At 68.3% G+C, this 13,373-nt stretch carries 14 protein-coding genes and 1 pseudogene; all 15 read left to right on the top strand.

What is annotated here, in order from left to right; translation table 11 throughout:
- Positions 1-15: 15 nt before the first annotated feature.
- The 15 genes and pseudogenes from LRR16_RS14530 to hisB all read left to right on the top strand — a co-directional run bounded on the left by LRR16_RS14530 (position 16) and on the right by hisB (position 13,298).
- A complete protein-coding gene (locus LRR16_RS14530; RefSeq protein ID WP_232206318.1) occupies positions 16-1,188 on the top strand; it encodes a tripartite tricarboxylate transporter substrate binding protein in 1,173 nt (390 codons plus the stop codon).
- A gap of 184 nt (positions 1,189-1,372) precedes the next feature.
- Complete coding sequence (locus LRR16_RS14535; RefSeq protein WP_006575759.1) at positions 1,373-2,194, top strand: ABC transporter ATP-binding protein; 822 nt, start codon at positions 1,373-1,375, stop codon at positions 2,192-2,194.
- On the top strand, positions 2,194-2,982 hold the full coding sequence (gene mlaE, locus LRR16_RS14540; RefSeq protein ID WP_231906581.1) for a lipid asymmetry maintenance ABC transporter permease subunit MlaE: 789 nt from the start codon (positions 2,194-2,196) through the stop codon (positions 2,980-2,982). Before LRR16_RS14535 ends, mlaE begins: the two co-directional genes overlap by 1 nt.
- Positions 2,983-3,031: 49 nt before the next feature.
- Positions 3,032-3,511 carry an outer membrane lipid asymmetry maintenance protein MlaD gene (gene mlaD, locus LRR16_RS14545; protein ID WP_006575761.1) on the top strand — a complete coding sequence of 160 codons (480 nt, stop codon included), beginning with the start codon at positions 3,032-3,034 and terminating at the stop codon, positions 3,509-3,511.
- Entirely contained in the window at positions 3,508-4,341 is an 834-nt protein-coding gene (locus LRR16_RS14550) for a VacJ family lipoprotein (protein ID WP_232206319.1), read from the top strand. Before mlaD ends, LRR16_RS14550 begins: the two co-directional genes overlap by 4 nt.
- 194 nt (positions 4,342-4,535) lie before the next feature.
- Positions 4,536-5,159: a phospholipid-binding protein MlaC gene (locus LRR16_RS14555; RefSeq protein ID WP_006575763.1), complete on the top strand. Its 624-nt coding sequence runs from the start codon at positions 4,536-4,538 to the stop codon at positions 5,157-5,159.
- Positions 5,160-5,298: 139 nt separating this feature from the next.
- Positions 5,299-5,550, top strand: a pseudogene (locus LRR16_RS14560) (lipid asymmetry maintenance protein MlaB); the annotation flags it as partial.
- A 430-nt stretch (positions 5,551-5,980) separates the two neighbouring features.
- Positions 5,981-7,018, top strand: a complete 1,038-nt coding sequence (locus LRR16_RS14565; RefSeq protein ID WP_232206320.1) for an ABC transporter ATP-binding protein — start codon at positions 5,981-5,983, stop codon at positions 7,016-7,018.
- Between the two features lie 77 nt (positions 7,019-7,095).
- Positions 7,096-7,866: an ABC transporter permease gene (locus LRR16_RS14570; RefSeq protein WP_043436578.1), complete on the top strand. Its 771-nt coding sequence runs from the start codon at positions 7,096-7,098 to the stop codon at positions 7,864-7,866.
- A 68-nt stretch (positions 7,867-7,934) separates the two neighbouring features.
- Entirely contained in the window at positions 7,935-8,207 is a 273-nt protein-coding gene (locus tag LRR16_RS14575) for a BolA family protein (protein WP_006575767.1), read from the top strand.
- A gap of 25 nt (positions 8,208-8,232) precedes the next feature.
- On the top strand, positions 8,233-9,486 hold the full coding sequence (murA, locus tag LRR16_RS14580) for a UDP-N-acetylglucosamine 1-carboxyvinyltransferase (RefSeq protein ID WP_064577025.1): 1,254 nt from the start codon (positions 8,233-8,235) through the stop codon (positions 9,484-9,486).
- A gap of 19 nt (positions 9,487-9,505) precedes the next feature.
- A complete protein-coding gene (gene hisG, locus LRR16_RS14585; RefSeq protein ID WP_006575769.1) occupies positions 9,506-10,168 on the top strand; it encodes an ATP phosphoribosyltransferase in 663 nt (220 codons plus the stop codon).
- A 31-nt stretch (positions 10,169-10,199) separates the two neighbouring features.
- Positions 10,200-11,528 (top strand): histidinol dehydrogenase, encoded by a 1,329-nt coding sequence (gene hisD, locus LRR16_RS14590; protein ID WP_232206321.1) that lies wholly within the window; start codon positions 10,200-10,202, stop codon positions 11,526-11,528.
- Between the two features lie 77 nt (positions 11,529-11,605).
- The gene (hisC, locus tag LRR16_RS14595) at positions 11,606-12,706 is read left to right on the top strand and encodes a histidinol-phosphate transaminase (RefSeq protein ID WP_232206322.1); all 1,101 of its coding nucleotides are present in this window, start codon (positions 11,606-11,608) and stop codon (positions 12,704-12,706) included.
- Between the two features lie 4 nt (positions 12,707-12,710).
- Entirely contained in the window at positions 12,711-13,298 is a 588-nt protein-coding gene (hisB, locus tag LRR16_RS14600) for an imidazoleglycerol-phosphate dehydratase HisB (RefSeq protein ID WP_006575772.1), read from the top strand.
- Positions 13,299-13,373 lie beyond the last annotated feature (75 nt).

Below are 13,373 nucleotides of genomic sequence, written 5' to 3' on the forward strand. Positions count from 1 at the left end.
CCCCGGAGGATCTTGATGCCCGAAGTACGCATGCTTGCGCGGCTTTGGCGAGGTAAGGCGACGTTGCGCTTCCCCGCCGTGACGGCGACCGGCGCACCTGGCGCGCGACCGCACGCCGCGGCCGGTCCCAGGCGCGCGGTGGTTGTGATGTGTCTTCTGTCGGCTCTCCTCGGCCCGGTCAGCGACGCGCTGGCCGCCCCGCCGGCCGCCCAGTCCAGCGCGCAGCCCACCGCGCAGCCCACCGCGCCTTCCGCCGCGCCATCGGGCGCCACCGGGCGCTCCGCCTCGATGTCGTTCCCCGCCCGTCCGCTGCGGCTGGTCGTGCCGTTTCCGGCCGGCGGCGTGCCGGACGCCATCGCGCGCACGCTGGCCGAGAAGCTGACCGCCAAGCTGGGCGTGCCGGTCGAGGTCGACAATCGCCCCAGCGCCAACGGCACCACCGCCGGCGACGTCGTGGCCAAGGCCAGTTCCGACGGCCATACGCTGCTGCTGCACCAGTCGACGATGCTGATCCAGTCCGGCGTCGAGCCGCTGCCTTACGACGTCGTCCGCGATTTCACGCCGGTGGCGCGCGTGGCGGCGATGCCGCTGTTCCTGGTGATCGACGCCCGGCTGCCGATCCGCACGCCGCAGCAATGGATCGCCGCGGTGCGCGCCAATCCCGGTGCCTACAGCGTCGGCACCGCCCAGGCCGGCACGCCGGCGCATCTGTATGCCGAATACGCGGTGCGCGGCATTCCCAACGGCGTGCCGCTGGTCACCGCCAAGGGCGAGGCGGCGCTGGTGCAGGAGATGCTGGCGGGCCGGATCAGTGCCTGCTTCTGCAATTTCGCGCCGGTCCAGCAGCATGTGCGGGAGGGCACGCTGCGGCTGCTCGGCGTGGCCGGATCGGCCCGTTCGCCGCTGGCGCCGGGTGTGCCGACTCTTCATGAGAGTGGACTCGACGGCTACGGCGCGGGTCCGTGGCTGGGCGTGCTGGCGCCGGCCAAGACGCCGCGAGCCATCGTCGCCAGGCTGGCCACGGTGCTGGACGAGGTCGTGCGCGAGGGCGACGTCGCGCGCCGGCTGGAATCGGTCGGGCTGACGCCGCTGCGCGACTCGCCCGAGGCCTTCGCCACCTCGATCCGCTCGGAATCGATCCAGTGGCAGGTGATCCTGCGCCAGGCCGGCCGGCCGGTCGAACCTTGAGTCGGGCGGGGCGTCCGCGGGCGCGTCCGCCGGGCCTCCACCCCGGTGTTCACCCCTTCGTCGCTCGATAGTGCACGTCGCGCTGCCCTGCAGCATTTCATCGCGGGCGCATTGCCCGGCACGCGAACGGACGAGTATAGGTATTAGCACTTATAATGCCGACCGTCTCTAGCGCGATGCCAACGTGACCCAAACCACACCCAACCTCGTCGAGCTGCAAGCGGTCGACTTCGCCTATGCGGCGGGCGGCAAGCCCATCCTGTCGGGCCTGTCCATGCGGATTCCGCGCGGCAAGGTCGTCGCGGTCATGGGCGGCTCCGGCTGCGGCAAGACCACCGTGCTGCGGCTGATCGGCGGCCAGGTGCGGCCGCAGCGCGGCCACGTCCGCTTTGACGGCGCCGATATTCCGGCGCTGGACCGCGCGGGCCTCTATGCGGCACGGCGGCAGATGGGGATGCTGTTCCAGTTCGGCGCGCTGTTTACCGACCTGTCGGTGTTCGACAACGTCGCCTTTCCGCTGCGCGAACACACCGACCTGCCCGAGTCGATGATCCGCGACCTGGTGCTGATGAAGCTCAACGCGGTGGGCCTGCGCGGCGCGCGCGACCTGATGCCGGCGCAGATCTCCGGAGGCATGGCGCGGCGCGTGGCGCTGGCGCGCGCGATCGCCCTCGATCCCTCGCTGCTGATGTACGACGAGCCCTTTGCCGGGCTCGATCCCATTTCGCTGGGCCTGACCGCGCGCCTGATCCGCACGCTGAACGACGCGCTCGGCGCCACCACGATCATCGTGTCGCACGACGTGCACGAGACCTTCCAGATCGCCGACTACGTGTATTTCATCGCCGAAGGCCGCATCGCGGCGGAAGGGGAGCCCGAGGCGCTGCGCGCGTCGACCGACCCCTTCGTCCACCAGTTCGTGCATGCCGAGGCCGACGGCCCGGTGCCGTTCCACTACGGCGGGCCCTCGCTCGCCGAGGACTTCGTCGGCGGGGCGGGACGGTAATGGGCGCGCTCTACAACGTCATCGCGATGATCGGCTCGGCGGTGCGCCAGACCGTCGAGGGCCTGGGCATGGCCACGCGGATGTTCTTCGCGATGCTGGCGATGTCGCCGTCGATGCTGCGGCGCTTCCGGCTGGTATCGGACCAGATCTTTTTCGTCGGCAACCTGTCGCTGGTGATCATCGCGGTGTCGGGACTGTTCGTCGGCTTCGTGCTGGGACTGCAGGGCTACTACACGCTGAACCGCTACGGCTCCGAACAGGCGCTGGGGCTGCTGGTCGCGCTGTCATTGGTACGCGAGCTCGGGCCGGTGGTGACCGCGCTGCTGTTCGCCGGCCGCGCCGGCACCTCGCTGACCGCCGAGATCGGCCTGATGAAGGCGGGCGAGCAGCTGACCGCGATGGAAATGATGGCGGTGAACCCGCTGCAGCGCGTGGTCGCGCCCCGCTTCTGGGCGGGCGTGATCGCGATGCCGGTGCTGGCGGCGATCTTCAGCGCGGTCGGCATCCTCGGCGGCTATATCGTCGGCGTGCAGCTGATCGGCGTCGATGCCGGCGCGTTCTGGTCGCAGATGCAGGGCGGCGTCGATGTGCGCGACGACGTGCTGAACGGCGTCATCAAGAGCTTTATCTTCGGCATTGCCGTGACGTTTATCGCCTTGTACCAGGGCTACGAGGCCAAGCCGACGCCCGAGGGCGTGTCGCGCGCCACCACCCGCACCGTGGTGATCGCGTCGCTCGCCGTGCTGGGGCTCGATTTCCTGCTGACGGCGCTGATGTTCAGTACCTGAGCCCCGCATGGGCGCCGTCGCATCCCGCTGGTTGAACTAGAGAATTCCGATGAGAAAGAACGCACTCGATTTCTGGGTGGGGCTGTTCGTGGTGGCCGGCTTCGTGGCCCTGCTGTTCCTCGCGCTGAAGGCCGGCAACATGAGCGCCTTCACCTTCGAGGACACCTACACCGTGCAGGCCCGCTTCGACAATATCGGCGGGCTGAAGGCGCGCGCGCCGGTCAAGAGCGCCGGCGTGGTGGTCGGCCGCGTCGCCCAGATCAGCTTCGACGACAAGAACTACCAGGCCACGGTGACGATGCACCTGGAGCAGCGCTACCAGTTTCCCAAGGACACGTCGGCCAAGATCCTGACGTCGGGGCTGCTGGGCGAGCAATACATCGGCCTCGAAGCGGGCGGCGACACCGCAATGCTGGCCGACGGCGCACGGATCACGATGACCCAGTCGGCCGTGGTGCTGGAGAATTTGATCGGGCAGTTCCTATACAACAAGGCGGCCGATGCAGGCGGCACGGGAGCGGAGAAATGAGGGGTTTGGGAGTACACGGGCGCTGGCTGCTGGCCGGCGCGATGGCGGTCGCCCTGGCGGGCTGCGCGACGGGGCCGGACGCCAATCCGCGCGACCCGCTCGAGCCGTTCAACCGCGAAGTCAACAAGATCAACGAGGACTTCGACAAGGGCGTGATGCGCCCGATCGCGGAGGTCTATGCAGACTACGTGCCGTCGCCGGTCCGCACCGCGGTCAGCAACGTGTTCTCCAACGTCAGCGATGTCTACTCGGCGCTGAACAACCTGCTGCAGGGCAAGCCGACGCGCTTCGCCGAGGACACCATGCGGGTGGCGATCAACACGGTGCTGGGCATCGGCGGCCTGATCGACATCGCCACGCCGGCCGGCCTGCCGAAGTACAAGGAAGACTTCGGCCAGACGCTGGGCGTGTGGGGCGTGCCGCCCGGGCCGTACCTGGTGCTGCCGCTTTTCGGCCCGAGCACGGTGCGCGACACCGGTGGCATGCTGGTGGACCGGCAGGCCGACCCGACCGCCTACCTGCATCCGGTCTGGATGCGCAATACGCTGATCGGCGTGCGCGTGGTCAGCGCCCGCGCCGAACTGCTCGGCGCCAGCAGCCTGGTCGAGATGGCCGCGCTGGACCGCTACTCGTTCATGCGTGACGCCTATTTGCAGCGCCGCGAGTACCTGGTCTACGACGGCAATCCGCCGGACCGCGACGACGATGACGTCGACCGCGACGCCGAGCCCAAGCCGCCGAGCTCGGGTTCTGGCGAAAGCCTGCCGGGTCAGACCATGCCGGTGCCGCCGGTGGCGCCGTCGCTGACGCCCGGCCGGCTCGGCCTGTGAGTGCCGGCGCCGCGAGGCTTGTGCGCCACTGCGGTCGACCGGCTTTGTCAGTGGCCGGTCACCGCTGCAACAAACTGTGATAACGGGTGCCAGCGCCACGCGCGCCCGGCACCATGAACTTGCCCGGGGTGCGCGCTCTCCAACGTACGCACCCCCCGCCGCCCCCGGCGGAACAAGATAGACAAGGAAAAACCATGTTCAAGCGACTGTTGCTTCCCTTCATCGCCGCCTTCGCCATGGCGGGCGCGGCCATGGCCCAGAGCGCGGATACCTCCACGCCGGACGGGCTGATCAAGGCCCTGGTGGACGACGTGATGGCCACCGTCAAGGCCGACAAGGAAATGCAGGCCGGCAGCATTCCCAAGATCACTGCGCTGGTCGAGCAGAAGATCCTGCCGAACGCCAACTTCCAGAAGACCACGCAGATCGCGATGGGCCGCAACTGGGCCAAGGCGACGCCGGAGCAGCAGAAGCAGATCGTCGAGGAGTTCAAGATGCTGCTGATCCGCACCTACGCGGGCGCCGTCTCGCAGATCCGGGACCAGACCGTGCAGTTCCGTCCGTTCCGCGCCGCGCCCGAGGACACCGAGGTGACCGTGCGCACCCAGGTGATCAACAAGGGTGAGCCGATCCAGATGGACTACCGCCTGGAAAAGACGGCGCAGGGCTGGAAGGTCTACGACATCAACGTGCTGGGCGCCTGGCTGACCGAGGCCTACAAGGGCAGCTTCAATACGATCGCCAGCCAGCAGGGCATCGAAGGCGTGATCAAGACGCTGCAGGACCGCAACCGCCAGCTGGCCAGCGCGAAGGGTTAAGACCCGTTGCGGCGCAGCACGTGGATGCTGCGCCGCGTTACAATGCCGGGTCGGTGTGCATGCTTTTCGCGCACCGGCCTCTAAATCCGATCGGATCCGATCCGATCCGATCCGACCCGATTCCTTACCGACCGCCTCGATGCTTTCACTCGGAACCTCGCTGACCAACCGCAACGCCGCCGCCGTGCTGCGCGACGCGGCCGCGCGCGTGGCCCAGGGGGAAGCGCAGGTCGACTGCAGTGCGCTCGGGCAGGTCGACTCCTCGGCGGTGGCCGTGATGCTGGCGCTGCATCGCGACGCCAGCGCGCGCGGCCGGACGCTGTCCTTCGTCGGCGTGCCGCAGCAACTGGCCGCACTGGCCAGCCTGTACGGCGTCGATACGCTGCTGGCCCTGTCGCCGCAGAGCCCCGCATCGGTACCGGCGCAAGCGGTTGCCGCAACGGAGGCGGAACCCGCCGCCGAATCGGCGTCGGCATCCGGCGCCGTACCCCTCGAGCAAGCCGCCTTGCATCGACATTGAACCGGCATCCGCGGTGAGGGCAGGGCCGAGGCCCGGGCCGGCACCGTCGCGATGCCTCGGCGCCGGCCGCCAGCCCGCGCCGCGTCCCAAGCGGGGACTTCCCCGCATCCCCTATAATTCCGGGTTATTCGTTCGTCAGCACCGCCGCGCGCCAACGCGCGATGCGCCTGCCACGCCGGCAGCCGGCACGCCAGGCGGGCGACCAGTCCGGCTGCTGTCACACCCCCAAGGCGGTCCCCGCCATTTCCAGGAGCCCGGCGCGGCAGCGCGACGCTCGCACGCCCGCCAGACGATATCGGCCATGAAAGCCATCGAAATCCAGGATGTCCGCAAGCGCTACCGCAATCTGCAGGCGCTCAAGGGCGTCAGCTTCAGCGTCGAGCGCGGCGAATTCTTCGGCCTGCTCGGCCCCAACGGCGCGGGCAAGACCACGCTGATCTCGATCCTCGCGGGACTGAACCGCGCCGACTCGGGCCAGGTACGCGTGCACGGCCACGACGTGGTCGGCGATTACCGGCTGGCGCGCCGCATGCTCGGCGTGGTGCCGCAGGAGCTGGTATTCGATCCGTTCTTCACGGTGCGCGAGACGCTGCGCCTGCAGTCGGGTTATTTCGGCCTGACCCGCAACGACGACTGGATCGACGAGATCATGGCCAACCTGGACCTGACCGACAAGGCCGACGCCAACATGCGCCAGCTGTCGGGCGGCATGAAGCGCCGCGTGCTGGTCGCGCAGGCGCTGGTGCATCGTCCGCCGGTGATCGTGCTCGATGAACCCACCGCAGGCGTCGACGTGGAACTGCGCCAGACGCTGTGGAAATTCATCTCCCGGCTGAACCGCGAAGGTCATACCATCATCCTGACCACCCACTATCTGGAAGAGGCCGAGGCTTTGTGCGATCGCATCGCGATGCTCAAGTTCGGCGAGGTGGTGGCGCTGGACCGCACCAGCAGCCTGCTGAGCCAGTTCGCCGGCCTGCAGCTGGTGCTGACGCTGTCGGCCGGACGCCTGCCGGCCTCGCTGGAGCCGCTGCGGATGCCCTCCAATCCGGGCGAGCGCGCGATCCGGCTGCGGCTGTCCGGCTACCAGGTGGTCGAACCGATCCTCGCGGCCTGCCGCGAGGCGGGCTGCGAAATCGAAGACATGGAAATCAACAAGGCGGACCTCGAGGACGTATTCGTGCAGATCATGGGCAGGGAAGGGCGCAAGCAGGCTTCCGGTGACCCGGGCGCAGGCGAAGGTGGGGACGGACAAGGCAAGGGCGACGGCGGCAAGCGCGCCACGGACCCGGCCGAACCGGTCAATACCACCCCTTCCTCGCTGGAGAGCCCGGTATGAAACATCCTGCCGGACTCGATCACGCGCAACAGGACGCGCGCAACGGCGGCGGCGACGACAGCCGGCACCTGGCGCCGATGGCGGTGGGCGGCCTGGTCGGCTTTCGCACGCTGCTGTACAAGGAAGTGCTGCGCTTCTGGAAGGTCAGCTTCCAGACCGTGGCCGCGCCGGTGCTCACCGCGATCCTCTATCTGCTGATCTTCGGCCATGTGCTGGAGGACCGCGTCCAGGTCTACGACCAGATCAGCTACACCGCCTTCCTGGTGCCCGGGCTGGTGATGATGAGCATCCTGCAGAACGCGTTTGCCAACAGTTCGTCGTCGCTGATCCAGTCCAAGATCACCGGCAACCTGGTGTTCGTGCTGCTGCCGCCGCTGTCGCACTGGGAGATGTTCGGGGCCTACGTGACCGCGGCCATCGTGCGCGGGCTCGCGGTGGGACTCGGCGTGCTGCTGGTGACGGTGTGGTTCGCCGACCTGCATGTGGCCAACGTGGCGTGGATCGTCGTGTTCGCGCTGCTCGGCGCCGGCATGCTGGGCACGCTGGGGCTGATCGCCGGCATCTGGGCCGAGAAGTTCGACCAGCTGGCCGCCTTCCAGAACTTCCTGATCATGCCGGCGACCTTCCTGTCCGGCGTGTTCTATTCGATTCACTCGCTGCCCGCGTTCTGGCAGAAGGTATCGCACGCCAATCCGTTCTTCTACATGATCGACGGGTTCCGCCATGGCTTCTTCGGCGTCTCCGACGTGTCGCCGTGGTTCAGCCTGGCCGTGGTGGCGAGCGCCTTCGCGGTGGTCGCGACGATCGCGCTGCGGCTGCTGCAGAGCGGCTACAAGCTGCGGCACTGATCTTGCGAGACCAGGCCGGACCGACACGCGCGACAGCGGGGACGCACACAGACGAAACGAGATTCACCATGCTGCCTACACCGGAACAAGTCAGGGACTACATCGCCCAGGGGCTGCCCTGCGAACACCTTGAAGTGGAGGGCGACGGCCAGCACTTCTTCGCCACGATCGTCAGCGCCGAGTTCGAGGGCAAGCGGCTGATCCAGCGCCATCAGCGCGTCTATGCCGCGCTTGGCGACCGCATGCGGGCCGAGATCCACGCGCTGTCGATGAAGACGCTGACGCCCGCCGAATGGCAAGGCGGGCAGGGCGACCAGGGCGGCCAGCCGGGCCGCGGCTGAGCGGCCGCGTACCTGCGTATCCCTCATGGATCAACTGCAAATACACGGCAACGGCCCGCTGCGCGGCGAGATCCGCGTGTCGGGCGCGAAGAACGCCGCGCTGCCGATCCTGTGCGCCAGCCTGCTGACGGCCGACACGCTGACGCTGCGCAATGTCCCCGGTCTGCACGACGTGCGCACCATGCTGGCGCTGCTGCGCCAGATGGGCGTGCGCATCGAACAGGACGGCACGCAGCTGACGCTGGACGCGCGCGAGATCGCCTCGCCCGAGGCGCCGTATGAGATGGTCAAGACCATGCGCGCGTCGATCCTGGTGCTCGGACCGCTGGTCGCGCGCCTGGGCGAGGCGCGGGTGTCGCTTCCCGGCGGCTGCGCCATCGGCGCGCGCCCCGTGGACCAGCACATCAAGGGCCTGCAGGCGATGGGCGCCGAGATCGCCATCGAGCACGGCTTCATCCACGCCCGCGCGCGCCGGCTCAAGGGCGCGCGCATCGTCACCGACATGATCACGGTGACGGGCACCGAGAACCTGCTGATGGCCGCCACGCTGGCCGACGGCGAGACCGTGCTGGAGAACGCCGCACGCGAGCCCGAGGTGACCGACCTGGCCAATCTTCTGGTCGCCATGGGCGCACGGATCGAAGGCATCGGCACCGACCGGCTGGTGATCCAGGGCGTCGAGCGGCTGCACGGCGCCGAGCATGCGGTGATCGCCGACCGCATCGAGGCTGGCACCTTCCTGTGTGCAGCCGCGGCGACACTGGGCGAGGTCGTGGTACGCGATGTCTCGCCTGGCATCCTCGACGCGGTGCTCGACAAGCTGGTCGAAGCCGGCGCAACGATCGAGCGCGGCGCCGACTGGGTGCGGCTGTCGATGCGCCAGCGCCCGCGCGCGGTCAGCTTCCGGACCTCCGAATATCCGGCCTTTCCGACCGACATGCAGGCGCAGTTCATGGCGCTCGATTGCGTGGCCGATGGCGCCGCGCGCGTCACCGAGACGATCTTCGAGAACCGCTTCATGCACGTGCAGGAGCTGAACCGGCTCGGCGCCAATATCGCGGTCGAAGGCAATACCGCGGTGGTGACCGGCGTGCCGCGCCTGTCCGGCGCCCGCGTGATGGCGACCGACCTGCGCGCCTCGGCCAGCCTGGTGATTGCCGGCCTGATCGCCGACGGCGAAACGGTGATCGACCGCATCTATCATCTGGACCGCGGCTACGACCGCATGGAAGACAAGCTGTCGGCAGTCGGTGCGCGCATTCGGCGCATCGCCGGCTGACCCAGCGACGAACAAGACGATGAGCCCATCTCCGAACCAGCTGACCCTGGCCCTTTCCAAGGGCCGGATCTTTACCGAAACCATGCCGCTGCTGGCGGCCGCGGGCATCGAGGTCACCGAAGACCCGGAAACCTCCCGCAAGCTGATCCTGCCGACCACCGACCCGGACGTGCGCGTGATCATCGTGCGCGCCTCCGACGTGCCGACCTATGTGCAGTACGGCGCCGCCGACTTCGGCGTGGCCGGCAAGGACGTGCTGATGGAACACGGCATGGCCGGCCTGTATGCGCCGATCGACCTGAATATCGCGCGCTGCCGCATGTCGGTGGCGGTGCCGGCGGGCTTCGACTATGCCCGCGCGGTGCGCCAGGGCGCGCGGCTGGCGGTGGCGACCAAGTATGTGCAGACCGCGCGCGAGCACTTCGCCAAGAAGGGCGTCCACGTCGATCTGATCAAGCTGTACGGTTCGATGGAGCTCGGTCCGCTGGTTGGACTGGCCGATGCGATCGTCGACCTGGTCAGCACCGGCGGCACGCTGCGCGCCAACAATCTGGTGGAAGTCGAGGAGATCGTGCAGATCTCGTCGCGGCTGGTGATCAACCAGGCCGCGCTCAAGCTCAAGCGCGAGCGGCTGGCGCCGATCCTCGAAGCGTTTGAACGGGCCTCCGCGGCCGTGGCGTGATGCCATGGCCGACGGCCCGGGGAAGGGAATCATGAACGAACAAAGCCTGAACATTCGCCGACTGGATTCGGCCAGCACGGACTTCCCCGTGCGGCTGCGCCAGCTGCTGGCCTTCGAGGCCGGCGAGGACGAGGCCATCGAGCGCGCCGTTGCGCAGATCCTGGCCGACGTCAAGGTGCGCGGCGATGCCGCGGTGCTGGAATACACACTGCGCTTCGACCGCGTCGAGGCGGAGTCGCTGGCCGCGCTGGAACTGTCGCCGGCCGAGATGGACGCCGCGCTCGAGGAACTCGAGCCCAAGCGCCGCGCCGCGCTCGAGGCGGCCGCGGCGCGCGTGCGCGCCTACCACGAGAAGCAGAAGATCGAATGCGGCAGCCATAGCTGGGAATACGCGGAGGCCGACGGCACCGTACTGGGCCAGAAGGTGACGCCGCTCGATCGCGTCGGCCTCTATGTGCCGGGCGGCAAGGCGGCCTATCCGTCGTCGGTGCTGATGAACGCGATTCCGGCCCGCGTCGCCGGCGTCAAGGAAGTGATCATGGTGGTGCCGACCCCGGGCGGCGTGCGCAATCCGCTGGTGCTGGCCGCCGCGGCGATCGCCGGCGTCGACCGCGTGTTCACGATCGGCGGCGCGCAGGCCGTCGGCGCGCTGGCCTACGGCACCGAGACGCTGCCGCAGGTCGACAAGATCGTCGGCCCGGGCAATGCCTATGTCGCCGCGGCCAAGCGCCGCGTGTTCGGCACGGTCGGCATCGACATGATCGCCGGCCCGTCCGAGATCCTGATGATCTGCGACGGCAGCACCGACCCGGACTGGGTGGCGATGGACCTGTTCTCGCAGGCCGAGCACGACGAGATGGCGCAGTCGATCCTGCTGTGCCCGGATGCCGGCTATCTGCTGAAGGTCGAGGACAGCATCCGCCGCCTGCTCGACGACATGCCGCGCCGCGACGTGATCGCGGCCTCGATCGGCGGCCGCGGCGCGCTGATCAAGGTCCGCGACATGGACGAGGCCTGCGACATCGCCAATGCGATCGCGCCCGAGCACCTGGAGATCTCCGCGCTCAATCCGCGCCAGTGGGCCGAGAAGATCCGCCACGCCGGCGCGATCTTCCTGGGCCAGTTCACCAGCGAATCGCTGGGCGACTACTGCGCGGGGCCGAACCACGTGTTGCCGACCTCGCGCACCGCGCGCTTCTCGTCGCCGCTGGGCGTCTATGACTTCCAGAAGCGCTCGAGCCTGATCGAGGTCAGCGAGACGGGCGCGCAGATGCTGGGCCAGATCGCGGCAGAACTGGCCTATGGCGAAGGCCTGCAGGCGCATGCCCGCAGCGCCGAATACCGCCTCAAGCGCAGTTGAATTGCCGGGGCGTGCGTGCCGGGCCGGTGCGCCGCCCCGGTGTGCCGCCCCCTCACTCCCCCACCGAAGAGGAAACCATGTCAGCAGTCGAGCCTTCCCTGATCGAGCGAATCATCCGTGACGACGTCCGCGCCATGGGCGCCTATCACGTGGCCGATTCGCACGGTCTGATCAAGCTCGACGCGATGGAGAACCCGTACCGGCTGCCTGCCGAGTTGCGCGAACAGCTGGGCAAGCGGCTCGCCGAGGTCGCGCTGAACCGTTATCCGGTGCCGACCAGCGAGGCGCTGCGCGCGCGGCTCAAGACCGTGATGGGCGTGCCCGCCGGCATGGAGATCCTGCTCGGCAACGGCTCGGACGAGATCATCAGCATGCTGGCGCTCGCGGTCGCACGGCCCGGCGCCAAGGTGATGGCGCCGGTGCCCGGCTTCGTGATGTATGCGATGTCGGCGCAGTTCACCGGCCTCGAATTCGTCGGCGTGCCGCTGCGCGCGGACTTCACGCTGGACCGCGAGGCGATGCTGGCCGCGATGGCCGAGCACAAGCCGGCGGTGATCTATCTCGCCTATCCGAACAATCCGACCGGCACGCTGTTCGACGAGCAGGATATGGAGGCGATCGTGCGCGCCGCGCAGGGCGAGGTCTGCCACAGCGTGGTGGTCGTCGACGAGGCCTACCAGCCGTTCGCGCAGCACAGCTGGATGCCGCGGCTGCCGGAGTTCGGCAACCTGCTGGTGATGCGTACCGTGTCCAAGCTTGGCCTGGCCGGCATCCGGCTCGGCTACCTGGCCGGCGATCCGGCCTGGCTCGCGCAGATCGACAAGGTCCGCCCGCCATACAACGTCAACGTGCTGACCGAGGCGACCGCGCTGTTTGTGCTCGAGCATGTCGACGTGCTCGACGAACAGGCCGCGCAGCTGCGCGCCGAGCGCGCCAGCGTGGCCGCGGCGATGGCCGCGCACCCCGGCGTGACGGTGTTTCCGAGTGCCGGCAATTTCCTGCTGGCGCGCGTGCCCGATGCCGCGCGAATTTTCGATCGGCTGCTCGCGCGCAAGGTGCTGATCAAGAACGTGAGTAAAATGCACCCATTGCTGGCCAACTGTCTGCGCGTGACGGTCAGCACCCCCGAAGAAAATGCGCAGTTTCTCGAGGCGTTTGCCGCCTCGCTGCAGGATTAGCACCATGCGTGTTGCCGAGGTCACCCGCAATACCTCCGAGACCCAGATCCGCGTCGCGTTGAATCTGGACGGCACCGGACGCCAGCTGCTGGCTTCCGGCGTTCCCTTCCTGGACCACATGCTGGACCAGATCGCCCGCCATGGCATGTTCGACCTCGAGGTCGAGGCCAAGGGCGACACCCATATCGACGACCACCATACGGTCGAGGACGTCGGCATCACGCTGGGGCAGGCGGTGGCCAAGGCCATCGGCGACAAGAAGGGCATCACGCGCTACGGGCACAGCTACGTGCCGCTCGACGAATGCCTGTCGCGCGTGGTCATCGATTTCTCGGGCCGGCCGGGGCTGGAATTCCACGTGCCGTTCACCCGGGCACGGGTGGGCAGCTTCGATGTCGACCTGACCATCGAGTTCTTCCGCGGCTTCGTCAATCATGCCGGCGTGACCCTGCATATCGACAATCTGCGCGGCATCAATGCCCACCATCAATGCGAAACGGTGTTCAAGGCCTTCGGCCGGGCGCTGCGCATGGCGGTGGAGCTGGACCCGCGCGCGGCCAACACGATTCCGTCGACCAAGGGCACGCTCTGATATCGCTACCGGCGTGATCGAGGGCCGGACAGTCCTACCGCCGACGATCACGCGGACCGATCTCCATCGATCTCT

The organism is Cupriavidus sp. UGS-1 (assembly GCF_021213615.1).
GTDB lineage: Bacteria > Pseudomonadota > Gammaproteobacteria > Burkholderiales > Burkholderiaceae > Cupriavidus.